Here is a 26,961-nt window from a genome sequence, read left to right on the forward strand (position 1 = left end):
AGATCTTTTTTATAATTGTACACAAATCTTATAAAAAACCGATGATTGAATCGCGGTTATACCGGATGGTTTTCTGCTCCTGCCGTTTCAATCACAGCTTGCGTAACCAAAAGGTCTCATTATATTTGTACTTCAGGGTCTCAGATAAAAAGCCACTTCCTAAAATAATACAAGCTTACATCTATGTCACAATCAATTACTATAAAGGGTAAGGTATCTTCTTTTTTCTCGGTTTTAAAACAAGCAATAAAGGGTAAGGAAGTTGACCTCACCTCCATCAGTATAAAAAGAGCAATTGTTTTATTGGCTATCCCCATGATGTTGGAAATGGCCATGGAATCTGTTTTCGCACTGGTCGACCTTTATTTTGTAGGTCATTTAAAAAACAGTAGTCACGCTATTCAAACGGTGGGATTAACGGAATCTGTATTAACCGTAATATATTCATTGGCCATAGGTTTAAGTATGGCCGCAACAGCGGTTGTTGCACGCCGCATTGGTGAAAAAAATCCTGAAGCCGCCTCAAAGGCAGGAATGCAAACCATTGTAATTGCTGTGTTTATTAACCTGGCCATCAGTATTTTGGGATTTTTACATGCCAGAGACCTGCTTTTAATTATGGGAGCCTCCACAGAAACTGCCGATCATGGAACTCCATTCGTTCGCATTATGATGGGCGGCAGCCTTATCATTGTGCTGTTGTTTTTAATAAATGGTATTTTCAGGGGAGCCGGTAACGCCGCCGTAGCCATGCGTAGTTTGTGGATTGCCAATATGGCAAACATTATTTTATGTCCTATTTTTATCAGGGGGCTTGGTCCTATTCCGGCTTTTGGATTAACGGGAGCAGCGATAGCCACAAGCATTGGTCGCGGTTTGGGGGTTACCTACCAGATTTATAACTTATTTAATGGCAAAAATGCTTTAAAAATTCGCATAAGCTATTTTATACCCGACTGGCATCAGATAAAAGCGATCATTAAAATTGCGGCACCGGGTATTTTGCAATTTGTAATAGCCAGTTGTAGCTGGATATTTTTGGCGCAATTGGTTGCTACAACAGGTGGCGATCATGGTTCTGCGGGTTACCAAACGTCATTGCGGTTAATGATGTTCTTCCTGCTGCCGGCCTGGGGTTTGAGCAATGCGGCAGCGACATTAGTTGGGCAAAATTTAGGAGCCGGGCATGTGGACAGGGCAGAACAATCGGTATTTCAAACTATAAAATATACAATTGTATTTTTAGGCATTGTGACCGTATTATTTTTAACCTGCGGGCATTTATTTGCCTCTTTTTTTACTGACGATGAGGCTGTTAAAAAAGTAGCCACCCGGTCTTTACAAATTTTAAGCGGCGGCTTTATTATTTACGGGGTGGGTATGGTTTTAACCAGTGCTTTTAATGGTGCCGGCGACACCTGGACACCTACCAAAATTAACATTTTTACATTTTGGTTATTCCAAATTCCTTTGGCTTATTTATTGGCCAAGTATTTTGCAATGGGGCCAACCGGCGTTTTTATTGCTATCCCCTTTTCCGAAATTGGATTAAGTATAGCGGCTTACATATTGTTTAAGCGTGGAAAATGGAAGAAAACCATGGTTTAGTGCACCGTTCATTATGCGACTAACATCGCTGATTACAAACAAACCAGCGACCGGCTGCCTTTTCCAGTTCGATGCAATTCGGGTTGTTATCACAAGCCCAGGCGATAATCCCATCAGGGCGTATCAGTACGGCGCTTACCGCTAATCGGTCTTTTGCATTGCCTGAAATATACCTGATTTGGTCGCCATATTTACTCGCCAAAGTTTTAAGCGAATCATTCTTATCAAAATCAAGTAGTATCCCCTGGCCATCGTGCATTAGCTCTGCAATTTTTGCACCGTTTTCCAACTCAAAGTTGGGAGCGCTGTGACCTACCAGGGGGTGATGGCCACCGAGATTGTAATGTGTAAAAATGCCCCACACCCGTCCTGCAACATAGGTGGCACCATCGCGCGTATTCATAAGGTCGCGGATAATCGCGTTCAGGGCGCGGGCATACGGGTCTGGCTTCATGATAGCAACCTGGGCGCGTGACCAATCCAGCACTTGTGCACCAATTGGGTGCCGTTCTGTATAATAACTATCCAACAAACCCTCCGGCGCTTTCTCCCGGATGGTTGCGGCAAGCTTCCAGCCCAGGTTCATGGCATCGCCCAGCCCAAGGTTAAGTCCCTGGCCTCCCAACGGTGCGTGAATGTGCGCGGCATCGCCGGCTAAAAGTATCCGTCCGTTGCGGTAAGTTGTGGCCTGCCTTGCCCGGTCAGTCCAGGTGGTTGCCAAATGCAGTGCGCTGATAGTAACATCGGTGTTTGAGATGCGGCGTAGCACCTCCTGCACGTGTTCAAGCGTGATTGGCTTTTCTGAATTATGAAAAGCCCCTCCATCAAAATCCTGTATCACCACGTAACCCGGTTGCGATTGCAGGTACATACCTGTTGGTGTCACGTTTCGGCCCGGGCTCAGCTTCCCGGGGTCGGCAATATCAACCTGGGTAGTGTAGCCGGTAAATTCTGGCTCGGTACCGGCGAATTCAAACCCGCCTGCTTTGCGAACAACACTCCGGCTTCCATCACAACCCACAAGCCACTTACCCTTAAAGTATTGGTCGCCTGAGTTAACAGTCACCCCGTCTCCGGTTTGATGAAAGTGAGTAATGGCAAGCCCGCGCTTGATAACTACACCCAAAGCTTCTGCGCGGCGGGTCAGCACAGCCTCAAGCTCCTGCATTTCAGAAATTAAACTGGTGGGGGGCGAGTTTGGCAGGCGGTATCGCCATTGTGAGGTATCAATATCGCCGTCATGGAATAGAATGCCGGCGAAGTGCCCGGCCTGACGGCGTGGCCCTTGTACGGCGTTTGAGTGTGGGTTTTTAAGGCGTTTATGTATCTCAAGTTCTTTTAGCAACCCACGGCGGTAAAGTGCTTCAATAGTGGGTGCCGAGAGTCCCCGTATCCCAAAAGGCATTTGCTTCAATGGCGAGTGCGGACTCTCCGCCTTTTCCAGTATCAGGACTGAGCATTTGGCCAGGGCGAGTTCACAGGCGAGGAACAGACCTACAGGCCCTGCGCCGGAGATGATTATATCGTGAGTAGAATGATTTTGTGCTGATTTCTTGCTTTGAGGTGTAACTTTCATATAGAATGATTGAAACACAAAACTCTGGAATGTGCCTGCGTTAGGCTTGTATAAACGCGACAAAATCGCTGCTTACAGCCTGTTTTCCCTTCTTGGCCTTTCGTGCGAATGCCGCTGGCGTAGTACCGCTGTAGCGCTTAAATTCCCTGCTCAGGTGAGATTGATCTGTATAGCCCAGCTCATGAGCTAAGCCGGCAAGGTTTGAATTTGGATAAAGCCATAATTGGTTTCGTACCTGCTCAAAGCGCATCAGACCAGACACGTCTTTAACAGTATAGCCAGAAGATTGCTTGAAGTTTCTTTCCAATGTACGCACCGTAGCATGAGCCGCCGCCGCTACCTGGCTTACCGGAATGGTGCCATTTGCTTCCCTCATAGCAATCCCGGCTTTGAATAGCATACTGTCAATCGCAATCCCCGATCGTGCATTCAAGAAATACTGTTTTACCTCAGCCACCGCTTCATCTATCCTGCCAGCATGAATCCACTTACTCAACGTGGATTGAAGCTGGGCAATAGGGTGCTCAAATATGCGCACCCCGTCTTTAGCGGCCGGCAGTCCAAGCAAGTCGAACACGGTCCATGGAAAGCACCTGATACCAATGATCTCTAAACGATTTTTCGTGTAAAAAACAGCGGGTTGATTGAGCAGCCCCATCATAAATGGCGATGGCAACGGCTGCAGGCCGCCATTGCAAGAAATGCAACAGGTGCTTCCGAAATGAAAAATAATTTCAGCGTAGCCATCCGGTTGTACCTCAAAACCCGATGGTAGTTCTCCGGAGTCTCTTCTGTTATACCAAAAGCACTTTATGATATCCCGAAGTTCTTCAGGAGGTTCAAATTCTTGGTGCTGCATTTCGAAAGATAGCATATTTGGGTCAAAAATAAAACGCCCCAAATCGAAAGATTTGAGGTTTTGCCTTTATTTGTAGAAGGAAGCGGGATTGAACTGCCGTTAGTTGGCCAACGAATATGAATCCTATTTTGCGTCTGCCCCAATATTGAAAATATCAGTATTAGTAGTCCGTAGCTAATTTTTTACGTGTCCTTGGTTTAATATGGGCAAAATCTTCCTGGGTGGTAAAATACTCGAGCCCTAAAATTAATAGCGTTGAACTGACAAAATTTACTTTTTGCATTATTGGTAATAAATTCCAATCACTTATGCCCCATAGGTAAATACTGTAATAAAAAACCAAAAGACTGATTATGCAAAAGAATTTAAATAAATGAAGCCTTGTTTTCATGATAAAAACCGTAATAACAACTATACAACTCCAAAACAAAGTGGTTGATATGATCAACATGATGTCATGTAGCGATGTTACAGTTAAAAATGTAAAGAAAATATTAGCTACACCTCCGTATTTTAGAATATTGGCGGCATTTTTTTCGGGAATTTTTTTTGCCATATTAATGAAAAATACGGCATAAGTAAATGGGAGGATGATCATTCCTGCGCATGCCCAAATTTTGGAAGGGTTTTCAGCGCCATTCAACGCGTTTGTTCCAAACAGGTTGCTCATGAAATTTTTTGTCCAGTTGAAACCAATAGAATATTCATCGAACCTTGTGCCGCCCGGGTAAACTGAAATTGCTATCATTATTAAAACCAACGAAAATAATATTCCTGCTAAAACTGAATATTTTTTGATCATTTGCCTAAAGTTCTGGTTTGTAAACTGCCAATAAGATTAAATCGCTTGCCTATTGTTACAATTGCTTTGCATATTGAAATGAAAATTCTCCAAAAGTTCACCTGGATAATGGCCTGCGACACTTATATGCTTCTGGAGTTGTAACTACAGGTATTAGGATGGAGAATATGGAATATCTGCGGTAAATGTGGAGAGTTATATAAATAAGGTCATCCGAAATAGTGGCCTTGTAGCGGAGACCGTTATAATCATTTTTTTTCAGCGTTATATATTTGGTGCAGATCTGCATTTCAGCAAGTAGGTTGAGGGTTTGATGGTTGAAGCGCTGAAACAGATCATTAATTTAGCTGATCTTCATCATTTTATTTCTTCATTGGGCTTCCCATCTTTAATCTATGAAGACGGATCAGCAATTAAAATACAGAAAACCTGATAAAAAGAAAATTAAACCCGCTTTCAGCTGGATATGGGTTTATGTGATTATGTTACTGTATTTTATCTTATCGCCAATATTAACGGATTCTTATGGCACCAAAGAAATCACCTGGCAGCAATTTTCAACCACGATACTAAACCGCAAAGCGACCGAAAAACTGGTTGTAGTTAATAAAGAAAAGGTAGAAGTATATATCAAAAAAATATTTTCAGGTGATACCGCATTTAAAGAGGTATTTAAACCTTCATTTGGCAGCGGCATCAATAATGGGCCCCATTATGTATTTACGATTGGGTCGGTAGAATCCTTTGACCGAAATATGGATGAGGCGGAAAAAAACTTTTCTGTGACTGAAAAGGTTCCTGTTAGTTATACCTATCAGAGCAATTGGTTCTGGAATATATTAAGCTGGGTGCTCCCTTTTATCTTGATTTACATAGTAGCAGGCTTTTTCATCAGGAGACAGGGCGGCATGGGAGGAACCAGCGGGCCTTCTATTTTTAACTTTGGGAAATCCACGGCGATTTTGGTTGAAAAGGAGAACAGTAATATCAATTTTAATGACGTTGCCGGGTTGGATGAAGCAAAGACAGAAGTGCTGGAAATAGTAGACTTTTTGAAAAAGCCGGGGTCATTCACTAAACTGGGCGCCAAGATACCAAAAGGTATCATTTTGGTGGGCCCACCAGGAACCGGCAAAACCCTGCTGGCAAAAGCGGTTGCAGGCGAAGCCCAGGTGCCTTTCTTTTCAATTTCCGGTGCTGCATTTGTGGAGATGTTCGTGGGGGTAGGTGCTTCCAGGGTACGTGATCTTTTTAGCCAGGCCAAGGAAAAAGCGCCGTGTATCATTTTTATAGATGAAATTGATGCTATTGGACGATCAAGGGGAAAAGGCGCCTTTTTAGGAGGCGCCAATGATGAAAGGGAAAGTACTTTAAATCAATTATTAACCGAGATGGATGGCTTTGGTACCAATACCGGCGTTATCGTTTTAGCTGCAACCAACCGTGCAGACATGCTTGACCCGGCGCTTGTTCGTCCGGGCAGATTTGATCGCCATATTTACCTGGAACTGCCTAATATGAGTGAACGTGCGGCCATTTTTAAAGTTCACATGCGCAATTTAATGGTTGATGAGGCAATTAATATTCAATTATTGACCGCGCAAACACCGGGGTTTTCCGGGGCAGACATTGCAAACATCTGCAATGAGGCCGCTTTGATAGCGGCGCGAAGAAAGGCAACTAAAATAGAAAAAACGGATTTTACAGATGCAATTGACCGGATCGTTGCTGGGCTCGAAAAGAAAAGTAAGATCATTTCTCCGGAAGAAAAAAGAATCATAGCCTATCATGAAGCTGGCCATGCCGTAACCAGCTGGCTATTAAAAACGGTTGATACATTGGTTAAGGTATCCATTATTCCGCGGGGGAAATCTTTAGGTGCTGCCTGGTACCTGCCAGAAGAGAAACAGTTAAGAAGCAAATCTGCATTCAGGGAGCATTTATGTGCTACACTGGGAGGCAGGGCGGCCGAAGAAGTCATTTTCGGTGAAATTTCCTCCGGGGCAATTGACGACCTTGAAAAGGTGACCAAGGAAGCTTATGCTATGGTGGTTTATTATGGTTTCAATGATAAGTTGGGTAACGTTAGTTATTATGATTCAACCAGCCAGCGCGACTTATCTATTCAGAAACCTTTTAGTGAAGCTACGGGCGAACTGATAGATCAGGAAATTCGGAAGCTGGTAGGTGATGCCTATCTGACCGCTAAAACACTATTGACCGAAAATAAAATTTTACTGGAAAAAGTAGCTGAATCATTATTGAAAAATGAAGTGATATACAGGGAGGACCTGGAAAAAATATTAGGCCATCGTACCAAAGAAGATAAGATCCTCAACGTTTTATAATGAAAAAGGAAACTGCGCTTTTGGGTTTTTATGCATCGCTTGCGGCATTTATTGCTGCTGCAGGATATGGCGTAGTACAGATTTTACAAATAATAGGTAGCGTGCACTATCCTTTGGATGCCATCCTGATCTATAGTTTTTCAATGGCAATTGCGCTTCCTTTTTTGTTGACAATATTAGCCTTACACTATATCGTGCCCGAGGACCGGAAATTCTGGAGCCACGCGGCCTTATTATTTGCACTAATGTATGCCATTTATGTCGTGCTCATGTATACGGTCCAACTGGCAACTGTCATACCCTTATCGATGCTCGACCCTAAAGAGAATATTCTGACCGTTACACCGCACTCCTTTTTCTGGACCCTTGATGCACTAGGTTATATTTGTATGGGGCTGTCTACCTTATTTGCCGCTTTCCTGTTTGAAAAAGGTGGGGCACAAAGATGGCTCAGGCGATTTTTAATAGCTAATGCAATGATGATACCTTTTATTGGCTTTGCCTATTTTTACCCGCATTTTTCTACATGGGTACTGCTACTTGGGGCACCATGGCTAATCACCGCGCCTGGGTCGATTTTATTACTGGCAATTTTTTTTTGGAAAAACCTGGATTACTAAATTTTATAACCCGTTAATCAATTAACTAAAAATCATGAACAGCAACGACAACCCCCTTGAAGTATTTGAACAGGAAGCCCCTGAAGTATCAAAAGCATTTAACCAATTGATAGAGGCATTAAAAAGCACAAGCGGACTGGACTCTAAAACTAAGCAATTATTGTATATCGGTATTAAATCAGCCCTGGGTGATGTTACTGCAGTACGTTACCATGTGCAAATGGCCAAACAACTCGGTGCCACCCGTGATGAAATCAAAGACACTATATTAATTACCATAAGCGTATGTGGCTTAAGCGGAGTGGCCAGCTGTTTGCCGGCGGCTTTAGCAATTTACGACAATGGGGATCTGAATTCTTAAATAAAGTTCATAGGATCCGGGAGGACCATTTATAGTTTCATTTCTTTTTTAAAGTTGGGAACAGCACCTCATGGGGATGTTACCCGTAAGGCGCGGAGTGGTGCTTATCATGTGCGTTTGACTACATTCTCAAGCAAATTCAGTACCTATAGACCAGTACAAGAAACCATATTGGCGGCATTAATAAAAGTGCCTCGTTAATGGCGTAAGCTTGACCCCTTGTTTCCTTCATTTGTGCTTCATTGGCATTTTTTTTACCGATGGGTAATGAATATCGGCAGGTTGTTAATTTTGATAAGCAGTTCAGCCGTACTGGCCTTGAATAGGCTGGATAGCCAGTTTCGCCCAAAAGCCCCCATCACCAGGCACGCATTGGCCTCCCGAAGCATATAATCAAACAGTTCGTCGTTCGGTTTTCCATGCAGGTCTTTAAAGTTTATCTGGCTGTAATGTTCCTTCAGGTATTCATACAGTTTTTCCTTCTGCGCCTCGCTAAATACCGCCTCTTTATCCGCTTGCAGTACAGTGATTTCACAATTTCTTAGTTCCGGAAATAAATAAGTGAATTGTTTGATCGCAAATACTGACGATGCGTTTCCGTCATAAGCGAACAGGATCTTATTAATCGGTCCGGCATGGTGGGGAGCGATAATGACAGGGCACTCGGATTTGGCCAGCAGTTCCCTAACCAATCCGGCAGGTATCTCCAGCTCTGAAGTAGCAAATAAACCCGGCCTGGTAATAATGGCGTCGGCATAGCGGCTTTCGGCGATTAATTCTTCCTCCGGCACGCTTTGGTCGCGGTGAATCTGGTAGGCTACCCCTTGCTCTTCGCAAAACGCTTTGAATTTCCGGATGTTTTCTGAGCCGGCTTTCAGTTTAAAATCCGTTTCTGGCAGATCGAGGGAATTAATTGTTTCCACAAAAACGCTCCCGTATGCAAACTTCACACCAGGGGCGGGTTCGGCGGGGAGATTTTCTAGGAAAATGCCTGTTAACCCGGAACGGGTGAGTTTGGCCAGGTAACAGCCGAATGCAATGCTTTGCTGATCCGGTTTTTCTGCTTCAATAGCAATCATTAACTTTTTCATGTGGTTTATTTAAAAAAAAGAAGCTTCCGCAAAATGAACTATACAAAAGCTTCCGGTTCTTGTTAATAGGTTAATTGCAGGGAGCTTAAATAAATTCTCCCTTTTCATTAATTTTTACTTTCATGCGCTTGTCGCCATTCTCCAGCAGGAGCTTAAAACTTTTATCGGCAGACTCCTTCTGGTCATAGTAATGAACCTGGTAGATATCCTGGGAAATATGCCAGTTAGGGAACCGCTTGCTAACCGCATCCCTTACGGCTGCAGGTAGTTTGGTGTTTTTGAATTTTTCGGCAGTACGCAGCAGTTTGCCATTTTTATCATAAGCAGCCAGAATTTTCCCGTCAGGGATATAAAAGGATATAGAATATCCATCATAATCATCGTTGTAGAATTCTGATTTTTTTACATCATAGGTGGCCGCTTTGAACTCCAGCATTCTGACCGGCTGCGCCATTTCCTTGTTATCTGTAGCGTTAAGATACTTATAGATCGAAGCTTTTATATTTACTTCGGGTAGGATGATCTGGGCAAATGACCGCATCGCAGATATGGTTATCACAATCATCAGGCTGAATATAAATTTTGATTTTTTCATGATTTTACTTTTATAAATAAGTTAATACACAAATTCCGGTTCAACGATAGACAATTTGTTTTCCACGTGGTAAACACCCGGCGCTGCCCAGGCTACATCTTCCGCGTCTTCACTTTCGGCAAATGAGCGAACCTTTCCGGTAAGTATTACTTTGCTGCCGCTCGTGCTAACGTTTACCTTGCCGGCATCAATGGTGGCGTTTCTCCGGAAGGCCTCTGTAATTTTCTGCTCCAACTCAAATGGGTTAAGGTTTGGTTTAATGGTGATCAGGTTAGTTACTGATCGTACTCCGGAAAGATTTTGAATGGCTGTTCTGGCGTTCATCCGCTGGTATTCCCATTCAACTTCGCCTTCCAGGGTAACGATGCCGTCTTCTACCTTGATCTTAACTTTTTCTTCTGGTACGGCTGAATGCCATTTAAGGGCGTTAAACACCGCTTCGGCTATTTCCGTATCTGTTTTACGGTAAACGGGTGATACCCCGATCTGAATGTCTTCTGCGATGGCTTTTACACCGGATACCTTTTTTGTTGCTCTTTCGGCGCTTAACTTTTTGGAGAAGGAATCAACTATCCCTGAAAGTGTTACAATCCCGTTTTTTACGGCAACGCCAATTTCGGATGAATTTAAAAATGGCTGCCATTTCAGTTCATCCATCACGTCTTTTTGGATTTGAATGTCCGTTTTCATAAGTTTTATTTTTTAAATGATTTATAAATTAGATACATTTCATATATCAAAGGACAGCCCTTTTGGTGGCTATTTCAATGATTGCCATCATGCGGGTTTTTGATATGAAACACAATTTAAATGGAGGGATCGTTCCCCAATCTGCCTCCCGCGAGACTCAAGGCGATAGTGGAATCCTTTTTTCGACATATGCTAGTCAACCGCATGGCCCGGCTCCTTCGTTAAATCCAAATGCTACCGGCGGCTTAACGGTTTTGGTAAAATAGGTGGCAAAGAGACCATCGGTGAATGTTATTGCTTAGTGCGAAAAGCAGGCCAGCGTGCTGGTTGTTTGCGCGCTGCAGCCCTGGACCTACCTCCGCTTTCGGGAGAAAGTATCACTGCGAGATCCGTTTCTTTACCCTTGCGTACAATGGTCAATACTACATGATTTCCCGGGGCATATTGCGCAAGCAACTCGCGCAATTGGGGGGATGAAATTATTTGTTGCTGATCCAGCTGTATGATGATATCATCCCGCCGCAATCCCGCCTGTTCGCCTGCACCTCCCCGTTGCACACTTTCAATTAAAACGCCGGCTGCACTTTTTGCCAGCAGCCGTTTGGCCTGTATGGCATCCATGTCAACAAAGAAAATATTGAGGTAAGCATAATGAACACTTCCATAAGCAACAAGGTCATGCCAGGCTTTCCTGACAATGCCGGCAGGGATTGCAAAGGTATACCCCGCAAAAGTTCCGGAAGGAGAAATGATCGCTGAATTGATACCGATAAGTTTACCATTACGATCCACCAAAGCGCTTCCGCTCATGCCTTCATTGCTGGCGGCATCAGTTTGCAGATAAGAGTTTACCAGGGATTCATCCGACTGGCTGTCCATGTTTCTGAATCGGGCGCTCAAAATTCCCCCTGTAACCGTAGAAGTCAGATCAAGCGGATTGCCAACAGCCAGTACCGGATCCCCGATCTGTATTGCACCAGGGTTTCCAAGTTCCAGAAAAGGGAGCGCATTACCAGGAATTTTAAGTAGCGCCAGATCTACCCTGTCATCCGTCCCGGTCAGCATCGCGCGGTATGCTCTGCGATCTTGCAAAATGACCATCAGGCTGTCGGCCCCGGCCAATACATGGTTGTTGGTAATCACATAGCCATCAGCACTTACCAGCACTCCCGAGGCGCTGCCTGCGAGCATGCCAGTACCGGATTTATTTGATTTAATGCCCATGGAGGTTACCAGGTGAGGATGTATATTCAAAATACTGTCTGACACAAAAGCCTGAATACGAACCACCGCGGGAATTGCCTTTGAAGCTGCATAACTTAAATCCGTCGCGCTCGTCAAAATCTGGCCATGCAGCCAAAGGGGCACTAAACAGAAGGTAAATAAAGTAAGCTTTTTCATGGAATTTATTTCTATAAAACTAATTGACCGGCAACCGTTGATCAATGAGTGCAGTCATGTGAATCCATATTCCACATCACCTATTTATGTGACCACGGTCATTCCGCACCAGTGCTTTTTTGGGGAATATTGCATCGTAGTTGTTATCATTTTTATTTAAGGCTGTGTTTTTAAGAACCATCAAAAAAAAATAGACAATGTTAGGGGAAATGACAAATGAGGAAATTGAGGGACTGTTAAAGGAACAAGTCACCGGCCGGATTGCCTGCGGTACTGATGGTAACATCTATATTGTTCCTATTAACTATGTTTATAATGGCGCGGATATTTACGCGCATTCTGCTCAGGGAAAAAAAATTGACATGATGCGAAAGAATCCCGAGGTATGTTTCGAGGTGGATGATATACAAAGCATATTCCGCTGGAAAAGTGTGGTTGCCTGGGGAACGTTTGAGGAAATAACAGACATGGATGAAAAGGAGCGGATTATGCAAGCTATCATTCACCGTATCATGCCGCTATCTCAAAATGCGCCCGACCATCCATCACATGGCATCACGGAAAAGGATAGCGATATAGGCAGTAAAGTGGAACTAATTATTTATAAAATTAAGCTGGGCAAGAAAACCGGCCGGTATGAACGTTAATAGATTAAAGCTGTTCAGTTTGCTTTTGATGCGGGAAACAGAGTCGGCAGCATAAGTTTGCCGCTGTGCAAATAAAAAACAACAGGCTATTGATCGAAAAAATGGAAATATTTGAAAGGAAATTTAAAAGACTCAGTCGTGAAAAAAATACTTGTGCTCACCGATTTTTCAGCTAATGCAACCTGTGCCGCAGAAGCCGGTTTAATACTTAGCGGGAAGTTACATACTGACCTGTTATTGTTTAATACCTATATCGACTATGCAACCATGCCATCCTATGGCGGTGGCGGATGGATTGTGGATGAGTTTACGAAACGAAAAAAAAGCAGCCAACTAGGTTTGGGGTCATTGATGGAAGGCCTGGAATCCCTTAGTAGCCAGTTGGAGCCTGATGATCATAAGCCGGTTATCTCTGTTGAGTTGAACGACTGCGACCTGGGAATGGATGTAGATGAATTATTGGTTCAAAACAAGGTGGAACTCATAGTCATGGGAGCGCGATCGCATGACCGCGATGATGCACTATATGGCCACGATACCAATGCTGTAGTGAACCATGCCACCCGACCAGTGCTTATTGTTCCTGCAAAAACAGACCTGAAGCAAATACGAAAGGTGATATTCGCAACCGATTTTGATGAAGCGGATTTTAAAGCGATCCATTACCTCATCAAACTGGGCAACCTTTTTCATTATCAGCTTGAGATTATCCATGTAATCAAACCTGATCAGAAAGAAGCGGAACAAAGTCCCCAGGCGCTTGCCTTCGAAGCAAAGGTTGCGCAATTAAAGTACCAGGGGCTAAGCTATCATAAAATTGGAGGAAATGATGTAATCAACAGGTTGAACCACTTAGGTACAGAAACCGGGCCAGTGCTATTAGCCTTGCTGCATCGTCAGCGCTCCTTTTTTGTACGGCTGTTTGCTCATAGTGAAACCAAAAAAGCCTTAGCTAAACAGAAAACACCCCTGCTGGTATTTCCTTCTAAAATGAATTAGATAAAAATAACGTTAGTTTACCGTCTTCCCGGATGTTGCGGGCAAGGCCGTAACGGAAGTTTTAAATTGGATTAAACTGGCTGAATATTTATAAATTTCGGATATATTATGGAATAATTGTCCCGTCTTCCATCACGATGATCCGGTCGGCCCGTTTAGCAAAATCCGGATCATGGGTTACAACCAGAATGGTCTGTTTATTTTCCAGGCAAATGTCTTTAAAAATGCCAAAAACAATATCGCTGTTCTTTTTATCCAGGTTGCCGGTGGGCTCATCGCCCATGATAATCAGCGGGTCGTTGATCATCGCCCGTGCTATGGCTACACGCTGTTTTTGGCCACCGCTCAGCTGGCTGGCATTTTTGAGGGCCTGGTCATCTATGCCTAAAGTTTTTAAATGCTGCATTGCCTTTTGCTCTATTGCCTCGGTAGAATATCTGCCCAGTTTCATGGCCGGCAGCATCACATTTTTGAGCACATTGAACTCTTCAATCAGGTAATGAAACTGAAATACAAACCCGATCTTTTGATTACGAATGACAGCGAGTTCGGCATTATCTTTTTGACGAAGTGGTTCATTGTCCAATATCAATTCGCCTTCATAATCTGTATCCATCGTGGATAAGATATATAGCAATGTTGATTTACCGCATCCTGATTTGCCTGTAATAGAAACAAAACTTCCACGGCTGATAGAGAAGCTAATATCTGTAAGCACACGAAAACGCACCGGGTCTAAAAAATACTTGTTAATATCAATCGCCTGTAAAACCGGTGTTTCCATTATTTCCCCCTTATGATGACCACCGGATCAATTTTTGCCGCCTTACGGGCCGGAAACAGACCGGCGAGATAAGTGGTGATAAGCGCGAAGCTTATGCCAATTAAATAGTAGGTAATTTCAAAATTTACCGGATAGGTTTTTATTGTTGGCAATGCCGAAGTCTGGAACGGAATATGACTTATGATAAGCGATAAACAATATCCCAATATAATGCCAATGACGCCGCCAACTACGCCGAGCACCATCGACAGTTGAATAAATATCGCTTTAACATCCTTACCAGAGAATCCTGTAGCTTTCAATATCGCTATTGCATCCATTTTTTCATAAATTAACATATTCAATATATTATATATTCCAAACCCGGCAACAATCAGCAAGGTGACGCTTACGCTATAGGCAATGGTGTTTCGTACGGTGGTGCCGGTTTCAAATTGCGCATTGGCGGTTTGCACATCGGTTGCATCAACATCAAATAGTCGTGCATATTCCTTAGCCAGTGCGGGGGCAAGCGCGATGTTTTTTAATTTAACCTGTATATCGGTAATATAGCTGGCCGGCTTACCTTGCAGCTTTTGCGCGGTTTGCAGGGAAGTAAAACTTTGCACGTCGTCTACTTCGGCTATTCCAAACTGTACTATCCCTACTATTTTAAGCTTAGCAATATCGGCGTCAGGCGTAGTAACCTGTATCACGTCTCCTATTTTTACAATAAGCTTATCAGCAAGCCCTTTTCCAATAATTATACTGTTACTCACCACAGCTAAATCAGCAATAGTTCCCTCAATGATGTTATCATTTAAGTGAAAAAGCTTCTGCTCAAGATCTACGTCGACGCCATCAATTATACCTGACAATTGAATGGTGCCGCTATTAAAGAAAACGGTTGTACTTATTTTAGGGGCAACATCAATTACCCGATCATCCTCCCTAATGGCTTTAATAATGCGGCTTGCATTATAAAGCTGCTTTCCTTCGTCCTTTGGTTTCACTGATAGGATGAAATTTTTGAATCCGGCGAAGTCGGCGGCCCGATTAACAGGTTGCATTTTGGATGGTGTAATAGCATTGTATAACCTGATATGCGGGGTACGGTTTATAATCAGGTTATCCAGCATTTTGTTTAAACCTGTCATGAAACTAATAAGTGCTATAAACATGGCAATGCCAAAGGTAACGCCGGCAGCAGCCACAACCGATTGCTTTAGGCGCGCCATTAACAAGGCGAGGGCGATATTTAAGAGCAGTCCTGTTTTCATTTAATCAGGTTTATAAATAGTTTCCTGTGTATTAAGCCCATGCAGTATTTCCACATTCTTTTCATCCTGTACCCCTGTGATCACTTTCTTTTTAATATCGCCTTTTAACCACACACAATTGTTTTTATCGAGGTAGTTTCTGGGGATAAGCATTGCATTTTTCTTCACACTGACGATGATATTAACCTCCGCCGTTAAATTAGGATAGAGCTTCCCTGGAGGGTTCAAAAAAACGGCTTCAACCTTAAATGTACGTGACCGCTCATCCATAATTGGATAAATTTTACTGACCCGGCCACGGAATGATTGTCCCTGATAGCTATCCATGGTAATTTCAACACGTTGGCTTAGGTTAATCTTTATGATATCCTTCTCATCAACATTCATCTCCAGATAAAACTGATCAGGCTTTCCTAAAACACATAGTGCGGTTTGTGTGGTGATCAGCTCGCCTTTATTTTTAATCGCATCGAATACTTTACCGTCTATTTCACTCTTAATTAAATAATCGGTCTGTCGCTTTTTGGAAATGCTGTAATTGATCTTAGATAACTCCAGGTCGTTTTTTAATTGTTTTTTTAATTGGGCCAAACTTTTAATGGCGGCATCATAATTTATTGTTGAGGTAGTAAATGCCAAATGGCGCTGATCAAAATCTAAACGAGTGCCTATGTTTTGCTCCCATAAATTTTTTTGACGATAATAAAAGGCAGAATCGAGTTGGTATTTTTCTTTGGCTACCTGAACCTGGTATATGGCTTCCTGGAGCCGTTCAGAACTGGCCCGACTGTTTGAGGTTGTAAAATCTAAAGTCTGGCGGGCATTAGCTGCATTTAAAGCGGCTTCCCGGTTTTCCAGAACAAAAAGTATTTCTCCAGTTTTAACCAGGTCACCAGGGTTTACATTGATTTGTTTAACGATACCCGGCACGGTTGATGTTACGGTGTACTGGTCTGTTGCTTTAACATTTGCCGAAGCATATAAGGACACGGTGATATTTTTTATAACGGCCCTGGTATGATCTTTTTTAGTTGAGCATGCACTGATTAAAAATACAATAGGAATATAATAGCTAATCAGCTTCATTTGACTGTAAGTTTAGTTCAGGCCAAGCGTGAACTGTATCATGTTAAAGCCCTTCCCTGTCCGTAATTATTCTTTGCTGCTAAAAAATAAAATCAGTTGACCTTGGTGTAAAAATGCGCAATTATGATGCCCGAAAGACTTCCTGGGCGCATTACCGGGACAGGAATAAATTCAATCTGCTTAATAATACAAATTTAGGTTTTAACTTGATCCAAGCCTGTAGCACAAATCATTATTTTAATTGATCCTGATCATTTTTTAACTTACCAGGTACCCTGCATGCCCGGGATATCCAATATAAATTACGCCCTATCACATCTTTTAATATCCATAAACCGACCGCGGCAAGCTCATACGCCGGTAATAACGAACACATTACTTCGACTGTTTTGACATCACTTATGGCTATACGGAAACAAGTCTTTCACCCAGGGAGGGAAATTAAAAGGCGATATTTCTTCAGACCATTGAAAAGATCCTGGAATCTGCGCGCTCAACATTCGTAAATGTGCGGTAAATCAAATTTCGGGATGATTTTGGTCATGGGCGGCCGGGATACGATTGGTCATATTTGTTATATCTCCTCGTGCAATGAGGGTAGCAAAGAGTTTACGTTTAAATAAATTGATCATGAAAAAGATACTGGTGCTAACCGATTATTCAGATAATGCAGATCATGCCGCGGCCGCCGCTATTCCGCTGTGTGCGAAGTTGCATGCGAATATTTTATTGTTTAATACTTTTGCCAGCCAGCCAGTTCTGTCCGAGTTTGGCGGAACGCCTTATGCAGTAGAACAGATGATCTGGCTGGATGAAAGCAAGGAGAAAATCACCTATCTGAAAGAGAGCCTGGAGAAACTTGTCGCGAAAGTTCAGCATGGGGAACACAAGCCAAGTATCGATTGCCAACGGGAAGAGGGGAGCCTGCAGTATCAATTGAAGTTTTTGTTGGAAAGAAAGGATATCGAACTCATCATCATAGGCGCCCGCTCCGGCACAACCATGGAACATTTGCTGATAGGTAGTGACACCAGCACGGTCATCAATCAAACAAACCGGCCGGTTTTGATTATTCCCCAAAGCGCTGATCTTAAAAAAATAGCAAAAGTTACAATCGCCTGCGACTTTGATGAAGGTGATCTAAATGCGGTGCATTACCTCATCAAACTCGGCCGTCTTTTTGATTTTCACCTAGAAATTTTGCATGTATCCCTTTGGGGCCATGATGATTCACGCGAAATGGAAATGAAAAGCAAATTTGTCAACCGTGTAAGAAGATATCGGTACCCTAATTTATCATACCAAGATATATCCGGCAAGGAATTGCCTGCTCGTCTGAATCGTCATTGTGAAGAGAACGAATCTGATTTACTTGTATTAGTGCATGACCATCATAGTTTTTTGAGCAGGATATTTAAAGGGAGTCATACCGGTGAGCAATTAAAACACCAGCAAATACCTGTAATGGTGATCCCGTCACGTATGGAAGTAAAGTAAACTATTGATATATATATATTCACACAGAAGCCACAGAAGAACTTAACTCTCTGCGGCTTTTTTTGGGTTGCAACTTTCAGTTTTGCAAAAGGAATTTAACCTAAAGAGCACGATTGATTTTTAAGAAACCCTGCCTGTAAAAGGGACACTGGCTTATCATAACGAAAGCCTTTACGCTTAAGTTCATTCGGCAGCAAACCTGTTTTTTGCGCAGAATCAGTTTTGGTTTTGACCCTTGTCATTATTTGGAGACGGTTTTAGGCAGAAATTAGCTTCTCACTAAGCGAGAAGAAACAACCGCCAGCGGGTAGATAAAATATAAGATGCTTTCAAATAAATAATGAAAATCAATATGGAATCTTTCATCAAAAAATTCAGTGAAATTGGGATGCAAAATATTGCAGAGGTCGGTGGTAAAAATGCTTCCATCGGAGAAATGTTTACCCATTTGGTGCCCATGGGCATACCCATCCCGGATGGATTTGCGGTTACAGCGGCAGCCTACCAATATTTTTTAACGCGTAATAAACTACAGCAGCCCCTGCAAAAAATACTTGAAGAGCTTGATCGGGATAATTTTACCAATCTTTCCCAGGTTGGAGCAAAAGCCAGGAAACTGATGATGGACGCTGAAATACCCCAGGACCTCCAGATGACCATTATTGATGCTTATGACTACCTGTTTAATTTTTCAGAACCATCAGTAGCCGTACGTAGCAGTGCGACAGCCGAAGATCTTCCGGATGCCAGTTTTGCCGGGCAGCATGAATCCTATTTAAATATACAGGGGCATTGGGCTGTTATCTATGCGGTAAAACAATGTTTTGCATCCCTTTACACCGACCGCGCTATTAAATACAGGGAAGATAAGGGCTTCGATCACGCTAAAGTTTTTCTTTCTGTGGGTATTCAGCAAATGGTCCGCTCAGACCTGGGCTGTTCAGGTGTTGGATTTACCCTTGAGCCCGAATCGGGATTTAGGGACGTGGTGCACCTTGCCGGGGTTTGGGGCTTAGGCGAAAATATGGTACAGGGCACCGTTGTTCCGGACGAGTTTATCGTGTTCAAGCCCACTTTGAAAAAAAATAAGGAATCGATTTTACAGAAAAAATTGGGCAGCAAAAGCAAAATGCTGGTTTATACCGAGGATGGGAATGAACACCATACCACGATAAATAGGGATACGCCCTGGGAATTGAGGGGGAAATTTGTTCTGGATGATGTGGAAATTGAGCAACTGGCCCGCTGGGCAGTGATCATTGAAGAGTATTATAAAAAACCCATGGACTTTGAATGGGCGAAAGACGGACAGAACCACCAACTTTACATCATCCAGGCAAGACCGGAAACCGTGCACAGTCAGCAAAAGACGTTACAGATAAAAACCTGCCATATTTTAGAAAAAGGTGAAACGATCACCACGGGAGCTGCCGTTGGGCACCAGATCACCAGCGGTTTTGCGCGATTATTAAGCTCGCCTGAAGAGGCCGGTAAACTTAACGAGGGAGACATCCTCGTTACTGACACCACCAACCCGGATTGGGACCCCATACTCAAAAAGGTAGCGGGGATCGTCACCAACAAAGGTGGCAGAACCAGTCATGCGGCCATCATAGCCAGGGAACTGGGAGCGGTAGCGATTGTTGGTACCGAAAACGCTACGGTTAATATCAAAGACGGTGAAGAAATTACCCTCTGCTGTACCGAGGGTAAAACCGGAATTGTTTATCGTGGCAAATTGAACTGGAAAGAAACCCTTACTGATTTAAAGAAAATCCATTTGCCCGAACATCCCAGGGCACAGTTGATCGTAGGTGATCCTGATCAGGCTTTCCAACTGTCATTTTATCCTAACCATGGCGTCGGGCTGATGAGGCTGGAGTTTATCATTACCCATTCTGTTAAGGTACACCCCATGGCACTGGTTCATTTTGAGCGTGTTATTGACGAAACAGACCGATTGAGGATTGCGCATCTGACCTCCGGTTACCCGGATAAGACAAGATATTTTGTGGACCGGCTGGCACAAGGGGTGGCCACCATTGCCGCTGCTTTTTATCCCAAGGAAGTCATCGTTAGAATGAGCGATTTTAAGACGAATGAATACGCGGGTTTGATTGGCGGCAAATACTTTGAACCGGATGAAGAAAACCCGATGATTGGATTCCGGGGGGCTTCGCGTTACACGCATGAGCGTTACCGGGAGGGCTTCCGGTTGGAATGTGAGGCCATGAAAAAGGTCAGAGACGATATGGGCTTCACCAATGTTAAATTGATGATCCCTTTTTGCCGTACTGTTGAGGAAGGAAAAAAGGTTATAGCACAGATGAAAAAATACGGTTTGAAAAAAGGTGTCAATGGACTGGAGGTATTTGTTATGGCAGAAATACCAAGTAATGTTTTGCTGGCCGAAGAATTTGCTGCTGTTTTTGATGGTTTTTCTATCGGGTCCAATGATCTTACCCAATTAACACTCGGTATTGACAGAGATTCTGCCTTGATCGCCGATTTATTTGATGAGCAGAATGCTGCCAGCAAAAAGTTGATTGTTTTAATGATTCAAAAGGCAAATCAATTGCAGAGAAATGTTGGACTTTGCGGACAGGCCCCAAGTGACTCCAAAGATTTCACCAGGCTAATCGTTACCGCAGGTATTGATAGTATTTCGTTTAATCCGGATGCACTCATCAATGGTATTAATAATATCAACGAAACGCTTTCGCCTCTAATCAAATCCACAAAAAAAGTAAACCGACCAGTTAATCTTAAAAATTTATCAACCCATGCAAAGGGCATCGCTTAAACGGAATGGCTACGATATCTGCCCTGGCAATTACAATAAAATTAATACACTTTAAAAAAGCTGCCTGTCATTTAAGCCGAAGAAATCAAGATTGAAGTATTAGAACAACGCCGGGTCAAGGGGAATAAACTATTTGAAAACAAAGCGGATACGCATTTTTTTTAGTGCCATATATGGTGTGAGCTCTGGTTACCCGGAGCTTTATTTATAATTATAGATTTTTGTGTAGAAGCTATAATCATCTCCCGGGTGCATTCATGACATTGATCATTTACCTGTATGATGTTCGTCATTTCTCCGCTATAGCGAACGTGGTACTTTTAGTTAAAAATCAGATCTGTACAGCATGGATAGCATGGATAAAATTCATTGGGCTTTTACTGACCGGATACTGGAATTCTTTAAAGAAACCGGTCATGTAATGAGATTTACAGGGCATTTTTTTTCTTTGGGTTTGAAACCCCGGTTTGAAGTAAAAGAACTGCTGACTCAGTGTTATTTAATTGGTTACAAGTCCCTGCCGCTGATTGGTTTGACAGGATTTATTATGGGCCTTGTATTGACTATGCAATTAAGGCCCTCCCTGATCAGTTACGGGGTCGAATCTGAGTTGCCTGTGATGGTGGGCATAGCTATTGTTCGCGAGATTGGCCCGGTGATCACTGCCTTGATCTTTGCCGGTAAAATCGGCAGCAGTATTGGCGCCGAATTAGGCTCCATGAAAGTAACCGAGCAGATCGACGCCATGGAAGTAAGTGGTACCAACCCCTTTAAATATTTAGTAGCCACACGGGTATTGGCATCAACTTTAATGTTGCCTATCCTTACTATCCTCAGTGATGCAATCTCCCTGTTCGGCGCCTATATCGGTGTCAATATCCGATCGGTGACGAGTATTCGCCTGTTTTACACCCAGGTATTTGATAGTTTAAGCTTTGGTGATCTTACGCCAGCTGTTATAAAAACTTTCTTTTTCGGCTTTGCGGTAGGTATTGTTGGCTGTTATAAAGGCTATAATTCCAGTAAAGGGACGCGCGGTGTGGGTAGTTCTGCTAATACTGCCGTTGTGTTGGCTTCGGTACTGATATTTATCATTGATTTATTGGCCGTGCAACTTACTGATGTTCTTGGACTAAACTAAATGCAATGGAAACGCCAATCAGATCATCAACAACAGGCAAGATAACGGGAAAACCGGAAGCTGTAATTGAGATTGAACATCTTTGTAAAAGATTTGGGGAGAATGTGGTACTGAATGATTTTAATCTCAAAGTGTATGAGAATGAAAATCTGGTGGTGCTCGGTAAATCGGGGTCTGGAAAATCTGTCCTGATCAAATGCATCATCGGGCTTTTAAAGCCCGATAGTGGTAAGATCATTGTGCTGGGGAAAAATATACCGGAATTAGATCACGAAGATCTGGACAAGATCAGAACCAAAATCGGTTTTCTTTTTCAGGGAAACGCTCTTTATGATTCCATGACCGTCAGAGAAAATCTTGAATTTTCCCTCCGAAGGCAATGGATCAGGCTGCCACAAACCGAGGTAGACGCCATGGTGAAAGAAGCCCTGGACAATGTGGGCCTGCCGCATACGGTGGATATGATGCCTGCCGAGCTTTCCGGAGGTATGCTAAAAAGGGTAGCGCTGGCCCGTACATTGATTCTTAAACCTGAGATCATTCTGTATGATGAGCCAACCACCGGGCTGGATCCTGTAACAGCCAGGGAGATTGATAATCTCATTTTATCCCTGCAGAAAAAATACCATACGGCTTCCATCATTATATCTCATGATATGAATTGCGTTAAAAACACAGCCGACCGGGTAGTTTTACTGTTGGACGGAAAGTGTTATATGGAAGGTACTTACCAGGAACTGGAGGATGCTACAGATGAAAATATTAAACAATTTTTTGAATAACAAACTATGGCAAACCAGGGAGAAAATAACATCAAATTGGGTGTATTTACATTGGCAGGATTACTGGTGCTGATATTTTCCTTTTACATGATCGGGAAGAATCACAACCTGTTTGGAGGTGGTTTTGAAATAAAAGTACGCTTTACCAATTTGAACGGATTAATAGCCGGGAATAATGTTTTATACTCCGGTATTCAGGCCGGAACGGTTAAAGACATGCAGTTGCTTAACGATACGTCTATTGAAGTGATTTTGTTGATCGACCCCAAAGTAGGTGCTTTTATCCATAAGGATGCTATCGCTACCGTGGGAACCGAAGGGCTGATGGGTAATAAAGTTATTAATATTCAGCCCGGAACGGGCAAAAGTTTGGCGATAAGCAAGGGTGATTACCTGCAAACCCGTAAAGCTGTAAGTACTGATGCCATGCTGCAGACCCTGGATAAGACCAATAATAATATTGCACTTATCTCCGAAGAATTAAAAGGCACTGTTCAGCGTATCAACGAAAGCAAGATTTTGGAATTATTGAACGATAAGGAATTAAGTCCGGTTCTCCGGTCTTCTTTAAAAAACATTCATGAAGCCACAGCAAATGCCAGAGATATGGCTGTAAACCTGGACATCATTGTAAAAGGAATCAGAAAGGGAAGGGGCGCAGCCGGACTTTTACTAACCGATACAGCCTTTGCTGGGAATTTAAATAACACAATGCAGAAGGTAAGTTCGGTTAGTGATCAAGCAAACCTGGCGACCATTCGATTGAATACATTGATCGAAGCCGTTAGCCAGGACCTGTCATCGAAAGATGGTTCCCTTTACGTATTGCTCCGTGACTCTGCTGTGGCCGGGCAACTAAAACAAACCGTGAAAAATATTCAAGACGGCACCGCCGGGTTTAATCAGAATATGGAGGCCTTAAAACATAATTTTTTACTGAGGGGCTATTTTAAAAGCCTTGAAAAAAAGAAAAAGGAAGGCCAATAACTAAAACTAAGAATATTTTAACACAAAAAATTGTTAGGTTGTTCTGGACTTAATAGCAAGCGCAAAACACAGGTATGTTTTGTTTGGGAGATGTGGAAAATAAAAAAACGGAACCGGGATCGCCGATTCCGCAATGCGGCAGTACATCAGTCACTAAAGACAAAATGTACTGCTTCATCTACCGAAACAGGAATAAATTCCATCCATCGGGTAGTACAAATATAGCTTAAGGGCAATTCTGGAAACCTGTAATTGGTCATACATTGCATTGATCTTCATCATTTATTTCCCCCGATTTTATAGGGCTGGTACTGTTTTTTGAGTTGAACGGAAATGAATAGCGATTGAGTTTTGTTACGGTTTTTGTTATATTTTAAATTGTAGGTTGAAGGCCTGAAGTTGTGGTTAACTAAGCTGGCTTTAGTGCAAAAGCAGATCTTTTTCCCGGTTTTAATAATTCAATCCATATTACCGATAGTATGCCCGCTCCCGAGCTGATGGACAACTGAGCAAGACTTAAAGGTTCAAATCCAAAAAACGCTGACAAGGGATGGATATAAAACAATGATCCGGAAACAATTAAAGTAATACCGAGCACAACAGGCACCAGGTTATTGCGGTATTTAATGGTGGTTAATAGGGAATAATAAAAGGAACGGTTTACCAATGTTAGTATGATGTTGGCCGCAATTAATGTGCTGAATACCATAGTACGGGTAACAGGTTCATTAGCGTGCTGGTATACGGCAAACCAATAGATACTTAACGTTCCGGCGGTGATGACCAATCCCTGAATAACACTTGTTATAAGCTCCTTCCAGTCAAAAAAGGTTTGGGTAAATGCCCTGGGCTTTTGCAGCATGCTATTCTTTTCAATAGGTTCATTTTCATAAACGATAGAACAGGTGGGGCCCATGATTAATTCGAGAAAAATAATATGTATGGGCGAAAAAATATTGGGATAGATCCAGCCGAAGAACAGTGGAATAAAAACGGTGAGGATAATAGGGATGTGAATAGAAATGATATACTGAATGGCTTTTTTAAGATTGGCGTATATCCTTCTGCCCATGGCAACCGCATCTGTCATTTTTGACAGGTCATCATCTGCAAGAACGAGGGAAGCGGCTTGTTTGGCAATCTCTGTTCCTTTTTTGCCCATTGCAATGCCAATATGTGCCGCTTTTAATGCAGGTCCGTCATTTACGCCATCGCCGGTCATGGCCACAATCTGGTTACCTGCTTTGAGGGCTTGAACCACCCTCAGTTTCGCCTCGGGGAACATTCGCGTAAATACATTGATTTGGAGAACGGTTTCCTGTAGTTCTTCATCGCTTTGTGTCATTAACGCCGCGCCGTCTATGCATTTATCATATCCCTTGAAGCCGATTTGCCTCGCGATGGATGCAGTTGTCGCCGCATTGTCGCCGGTAATGATCTTTACCCCTATACCTGCTTTATAGAATGTTTTCAGCACATCGGTAATATTTGCTTTTGGAGGATCGTAAAAAGCCACGATCCCTTTAAATGTGAATCGGAATTCCTGTTGACTGGCAGGGAACGCATCATCTCCAAAAATGGCTTCTCCAACTCCCAACACCCGGTAACCATCATCAGTAAGTGTGGCTATAGCAGCCATGGCATGTCTTCGTTCGTCTTCGCTCAGTAAACATAAACGCATGATAGCCTCCGGAGCCCCCTTGGCTGCAATGATCCGGTGCCCCGAACCATCAGCGAAAATATGGGTCATCATGGGAGGCTTGCCGCCCAGGGGGTATTCATGGATCATATGATAAAACGGCCTTTCATCAGCCGCAAATATTTGCGTATAAGTATGATGCAGGGCTATCTCCATTGGGTCAAACGGTACAGGCTCACTGGCCCACATGGCTATCCTGATGAGTTCCCGTTCATTTGGGTCAAACAGCGCTGCATCATTAGCAATGCGGTTTGATCTCAGCGCGAAGACACCGGCCAGGCTCATCCTGTTTTCGGTGATCGTTCCCGTTTTGTCTGTACAGATCACAGTAGCGCTACCTAATGTCTCCACCGTTTTCATTTGTTTAACCACGATTCCCATCTTCATCAAACGCCAGGCGCCAATGGCCATAAAGGTGGTAAAGGCTACCGGTATTTCTTCCGGTAATATACTCATCGCCAGCGTAAGTCCTTTCAGCAGGCTATCTAAAATGAGGGCAGAACGGTAGTAATTGATGGCCCAGACAATCAGGAATACAACGACACCCGCAATCACCATCTTTTTGACAAAACTACCGATCTGCAATTCCAGTGGGGTTTGCTCCTCTGATATAGCTTCCAAACTTTGGCCAATTTTTCCCAGCTTTGTTTCATGGGCGATGGCTGTTACTGTAGCAATGGCCAATCCGCTGGCCACTGTGGTACCCCGGTAAATAAAATGGTCACTTTGTTCTGGATCTTTATAAACGGGCAGTGATTCCCCGGTGAGAATGGATTCGTTAACCGAGAAATCATTTGACTGTACAATTGTGGCATCAGCCATAATAGCTGCGCCTTCTTCAACAACCAGGCTGTCGCCCACAACCACTTCTTCGGCACTTATACTTACTGTTTTGCTGTTCCGGATAACACTGCAGCCAGCCTGTGTATAGCTCTTGAGCTGTTCCAGCGCGTTGCGGCTCCGGGAGTCCTGATACAGGGAAATAGCCGAAACCAGTACAATTGCAGAGGCCAGGAAAAAACCATCGTCGGTATTGCCGCTGATAAAATAAATCCCTGAGGTTGCCAGGAGCAGCAGGACCATAGGCTCTTTGGACAGGCTTTTGATCGCATCAAAAAAACGATTCCCTTTTTTAAAAACCAACCGGTTAAAACCAAATTGGTTTCGAGCTTCGATAACCTGCGCATCATTCAGTCCGCTTATGCCGGCTATTTTTGCAGTTGCATATCCGGGGCGAACGGTAATAGGAGTAGTTTCCATTATTTATTTTTTAGGCATCGGATAAGCCGTAATTAAAAAGACTTTTGGATAGCTAAACCCGATTTT

Annotated in this window: 22 protein-coding genes; 11 read left to right on the forward strand and 11 right to left on the reverse strand. The window is 43.2% G+C overall.

Annotated elements, in window-relative coordinates; genetic code table 11:
* Positions 1 to 183 precede the first annotated feature (183 nt).
* Positions 184 to 1,608 carry an MATE family efflux transporter gene (locus AC1DYB_RS14445; RefSeq protein WP_477390493.1) on the forward strand — a complete coding sequence of 475 codons (1,425 nt, stop codon included), beginning with the start codon at positions 184 to 186 and terminating at the stop codon, positions 1,606 to 1,608.
* A 19-nt stretch (positions 1,609 to 1,627) separates the two neighbouring features.
* Here AC1DYB_RS14445 and AC1DYB_RS14450 read toward each other — a convergent pair whose 3' ends face one another.
* From AC1DYB_RS14450 to AC1DYB_RS14460, 3 genes are all read right to left on the reverse strand, one after another.
* Positions 1,628 to 3,184 carry an FAD-dependent monooxygenase gene (locus AC1DYB_RS14450; RefSeq protein ID WP_477435922.1) on the reverse strand — a complete coding sequence of 519 codons (1,557 nt, stop codon included), beginning with the start codon at positions 3,182 to 3,184 and terminating at the stop codon, positions 1,628 to 1,630.
* 40 nt (positions 3,185 to 3,224) lie between these two features.
* A complete protein-coding gene (locus tag AC1DYB_RS14455) occupies positions 3,225 to 4,043 on the reverse strand; it encodes a helix-turn-helix domain-containing protein (RefSeq protein WP_477435925.1) in 819 nt (272 codons plus the stop codon).
* Between the two features lie 160 nt (positions 4,044 to 4,203).
* Positions 4,204 to 4,791, reverse strand: a complete 588-nt coding sequence (locus AC1DYB_RS14460; protein ID WP_477435927.1) for a hypothetical protein — start codon at positions 4,789 to 4,791, stop codon at positions 4,204 to 4,206.
* A 449-nt stretch (positions 4,792 to 5,240) separates the two neighbouring features.
* On the opposite strand from AC1DYB_RS14460, the gene ftsH reads away from it, so the two are divergent.
* The 3 genes from ftsH to AC1DYB_RS14475 are packed head-to-tail and all read left to right on the forward strand — an operon-like array spanning position 5,241 to position 8,174.
* Entirely contained in the window at positions 5,241 to 7,193 is a 1,953-nt protein-coding gene (gene ftsH / locus AC1DYB_RS14465; protein WP_477435929.1) for an ATP-dependent zinc metalloprotease FtsH, read from the forward strand.
* Positions 7,193 to 7,813, forward strand: a complete 621-nt coding sequence (locus AC1DYB_RS14470) for a hypothetical protein (RefSeq protein WP_477435931.1) — start codon at positions 7,193 to 7,195, stop codon at positions 7,811 to 7,813. The genes ftsH and AC1DYB_RS14470 overlap by 1 nt, the downstream gene beginning before the upstream one ends.
* A 34-nt stretch (positions 7,814 to 7,847) precedes the next feature.
* Entirely contained in the window at positions 7,848 to 8,174 is a 327-nt protein-coding gene (locus tag AC1DYB_RS14475; RefSeq protein WP_477435933.1) for a carboxymuconolactone decarboxylase family protein, read from the forward strand.
* 254 nt (positions 8,175 to 8,428) lie between these two features.
* Here the strand turns inward: AC1DYB_RS14475 and AC1DYB_RS14480 are convergent, their stop codons facing one another.
* From AC1DYB_RS14480 to AC1DYB_RS14495, 4 genes are all read right to left on the reverse strand, one after another.
* Positions 8,429 to 9,265, reverse strand: coding sequence for a universal stress protein (locus AC1DYB_RS14480; RefSeq protein WP_477435935.1), 837 nt, complete (start codon positions 9,263 to 9,265; stop codon positions 8,429 to 8,431).
* 85 nt (positions 9,266 to 9,350) lie between these two features.
* On the reverse strand, positions 9,351 to 9,860 hold the full coding sequence (locus AC1DYB_RS14485) for a hypothetical protein (RefSeq protein ID WP_477435937.1): 510 nt from the start codon (positions 9,858 to 9,860) through the stop codon (positions 9,351 to 9,353).
* A gap of 21 nt (positions 9,861 to 9,881) precedes the next feature.
* Entirely contained in the window at positions 9,882 to 10,550 is a 669-nt protein-coding gene (locus tag AC1DYB_RS14490; protein WP_477435939.1) for a BON domain-containing protein, read from the reverse strand.
* A 291-nt stretch (positions 10,551 to 10,841) separates the two neighbouring features.
* Entirely contained in the window at positions 10,842 to 11,951 is a 1,110-nt protein-coding gene (locus AC1DYB_RS14495) for a S1C family serine protease (RefSeq protein ID WP_477435941.1), read from the reverse strand.
* A gap of 197 nt (positions 11,952 to 12,148) precedes the next feature.
* Between AC1DYB_RS14495 and AC1DYB_RS14500 the strand changes: the two genes are divergently transcribed.
* Entirely contained in the window at positions 12,149 to 12,598 is a 450-nt protein-coding gene (locus AC1DYB_RS14500) for a pyridoxamine 5'-phosphate oxidase family protein (RefSeq protein ID WP_477435943.1), read from the forward strand.
* A gap of 138 nt (positions 12,599 to 12,736) precedes the next feature.
* Positions 12,737 to 13,597, forward strand: coding sequence for a universal stress protein (locus AC1DYB_RS14505; RefSeq protein WP_477435945.1), 861 nt, complete (start codon positions 12,737 to 12,739; stop codon positions 13,595 to 13,597).
* A 106-nt stretch (positions 13,598 to 13,703) separates the two neighbouring features.
* Here the strand turns inward: AC1DYB_RS14505 and AC1DYB_RS14510 are convergent, their stop codons facing one another.
* From AC1DYB_RS14510 to AC1DYB_RS14520, 3 genes are read right to left on the reverse strand one after another with little or no spacing between them, the layout of a single operon-like run.
* Entirely contained in the window at positions 13,704 to 14,381 is a 678-nt protein-coding gene (locus AC1DYB_RS14510; protein WP_477435947.1) for an ABC transporter ATP-binding protein, read from the reverse strand.
* The gene (locus AC1DYB_RS14515) at positions 14,381 to 15,640 is read right to left on the reverse strand and encodes an ABC transporter permease (RefSeq protein ID WP_477435949.1); all 1,260 of its coding nucleotides are present in this window, start codon (positions 15,638 to 15,640) and stop codon (positions 14,381 to 14,383) included. Before AC1DYB_RS14515 ends, AC1DYB_RS14510 begins: the two co-directional genes overlap by 1 nt.
* Positions 15,641 to 16,726 carry an efflux RND transporter periplasmic adaptor subunit gene (locus AC1DYB_RS14520; protein WP_477435952.1) on the reverse strand — a complete coding sequence of 362 codons (1,086 nt, stop codon included), beginning with the start codon at positions 16,724 to 16,726 and terminating at the stop codon, positions 15,641 to 15,643.
* A 630-nt stretch (positions 16,727 to 17,356) separates the two neighbouring features.
* Between AC1DYB_RS14520 and AC1DYB_RS14525 the strand changes: the two genes are divergently transcribed.
* From AC1DYB_RS14525 to AC1DYB_RS14545, 5 genes are all read left to right on the forward strand, one after another.
* Positions 17,357 to 18,223, forward strand: coding sequence for a universal stress protein (locus tag AC1DYB_RS14525; RefSeq protein ID WP_477435954.1), 867 nt, complete (start codon positions 17,357 to 17,359; stop codon positions 18,221 to 18,223).
* Positions 18,224 to 18,575: 352 nt separating this feature from the next.
* The gene (ppsA, locus tag AC1DYB_RS14530; protein WP_477435956.1) at positions 18,576 to 21,026 is read left to right on the forward strand and encodes a phosphoenolpyruvate synthase; all 2,451 of its coding nucleotides are present in this window, start codon (positions 18,576 to 18,578) and stop codon (positions 21,024 to 21,026) included.
* 355 nt (positions 21,027 to 21,381) lie between these two features.
* The gene (locus AC1DYB_RS14535) at positions 21,382 to 22,167 is read left to right on the forward strand and encodes an MlaE family ABC transporter permease (RefSeq protein ID WP_477435958.1); all 786 of its coding nucleotides are present in this window, start codon (positions 21,382 to 21,384) and stop codon (positions 22,165 to 22,167) included.
* 5 nt (positions 22,168 to 22,172) lie between these two features.
* The gene (locus AC1DYB_RS14540) at positions 22,173 to 22,949 is read left to right on the forward strand and encodes an ABC transporter ATP-binding protein (RefSeq protein ID WP_295711443.1); all 777 of its coding nucleotides are present in this window, start codon (positions 22,173 to 22,175) and stop codon (positions 22,947 to 22,949) included.
* Between the two features lie 6 nt (positions 22,950 to 22,955).
* Positions 22,956 to 23,936, forward strand: a complete 981-nt coding sequence (locus tag AC1DYB_RS14545; protein ID WP_477435960.1) for an MlaD family protein — start codon at positions 22,956 to 22,958, stop codon at positions 23,934 to 23,936.
* Between the two features lie 409 nt (positions 23,937 to 24,345).
* Here AC1DYB_RS14545 and AC1DYB_RS14550 read toward each other — a convergent pair whose 3' ends face one another.
* Positions 24,346 to 26,895 carry a cation-translocating P-type ATPase gene (locus AC1DYB_RS14550; RefSeq protein ID WP_477435962.1) on the reverse strand — a complete coding sequence of 850 codons (2,550 nt, stop codon included), beginning with the start codon at positions 26,893 to 26,895 and terminating at the stop codon, positions 24,346 to 24,348.
* Positions 26,896 to 26,961: the final 66 nt, after the last annotated feature.

It is taken from the genome of Mucilaginibacter sp. P2_A4 (assembly GCF_056405015.1).

Coding starts and splice junctions, on each gene's coding strand:
- AC1DYB_RS14445 (WP_477390493.1), top strand. CDS start 184: ATGTCACAATCAATTACTATAAAGGGTAAGGTATCTTCTTTTTTCTCG.
- AC1DYB_RS14450 (WP_477435922.1), bottom strand. CDS start 3,184: ATGAAAGTTACACCTCAAAGCAAGAAATCAGCACAAAATCATTCTACT.
- AC1DYB_RS14455 (WP_477435925.1), bottom strand. CDS start 4,043: ATGCAGCACCAAGAATTTGAACCTCCTGAAGAACTTCGGGATATCATA.
- AC1DYB_RS14460 (WP_477435927.1), bottom strand. CDS start 4,791: ATGATAGCAATTTCAGTTTACCCGGGCGGCACAAGGTTCGATGAATAT.
- ftsH (WP_477435929.1), top strand. CDS start 5,241: ATGAAGACGGATCAGCAATTAAAATACAGAAAACCTGATAAAAAGAAA.
- AC1DYB_RS14470 (WP_477435931.1), top strand. CDS start 7,193: ATGAAAAAGGAAACTGCGCTTTTGGGTTTTTATGCATCGCTTGCGGCA.
- AC1DYB_RS14475 (WP_477435933.1), top strand. CDS start 7,848: ATGAACAGCAACGACAACCCCCTTGAAGTATTTGAACAGGAAGCCCCT.
- AC1DYB_RS14480 (WP_477435935.1), bottom strand. CDS start 9,265: ATGAAAAAGTTAATGATTGCTATTGAAGCAGAAAAACCGGATCAGCAA.
- AC1DYB_RS14485 (WP_477435937.1), bottom strand. CDS start 9,860: ATGAAAAAATCAAAATTTATATTCAGCCTGATGATTGTGATAACCATA.
- AC1DYB_RS14490 (WP_477435939.1), bottom strand. CDS start 10,550: ATGAAAACGGACATTCAAATCCAAAAAGACGTGATGGATGAACTGAAA.
- AC1DYB_RS14495 (WP_477435941.1), bottom strand. CDS start 11,951: ATGAAAAAGCTTACTTTATTTACCTTCTGTTTAGTGCCCCTTTGGCTG.
- AC1DYB_RS14500 (WP_477435943.1), top strand. CDS start 12,149: ATGTTAGGGGAAATGACAAATGAGGAAATTGAGGGACTGTTAAAGGAA.
- AC1DYB_RS14510 (WP_477435947.1), bottom strand. CDS start 14,381: ATGGAAACACCGGTTTTACAGGCGATTGATATTAACAAGTATTTTTTA.
- AC1DYB_RS14515 (WP_477435949.1), bottom strand. CDS start 15,640: ATGAAAACAGGACTGCTCTTAAATATCGCCCTCGCCTTGTTAATGGCG.
- AC1DYB_RS14520 (WP_477435952.1), bottom strand. CDS start 16,726: ATGAAGCTGATTAGCTATTATATTCCTATTGTATTTTTAATCAGTGCA.
- AC1DYB_RS14525 (WP_477435954.1), top strand. CDS start 17,357: ATGAAAAAGATACTGGTGCTAACCGATTATTCAGATAATGCAGATCAT.
- ppsA (WP_477435956.1), top strand. CDS start 18,576: ATGGAATCTTTCATCAAAAAATTCAGTGAAATTGGGATGCAAAATATT.
- AC1DYB_RS14535 (WP_477435958.1), top strand. CDS start 21,382: ATGGATAAAATTCATTGGGCTTTTACTGACCGGATACTGGAATTCTTT.
- AC1DYB_RS14540 (WP_295711443.1), top strand. CDS start 22,173: ATGGAAACGCCAATCAGATCATCAACAACAGGCAAGATAACGGGAAAA.
- AC1DYB_RS14545 (WP_477435960.1), top strand. CDS start 22,956: ATGGCAAACCAGGGAGAAAATAACATCAAATTGGGTGTATTTACATTG.
- AC1DYB_RS14550 (WP_477435962.1), bottom strand. CDS start 26,895: ATGGAAACTACTCCTATTACCGTTCGCCCCGGATATGCAACTGCAAAA.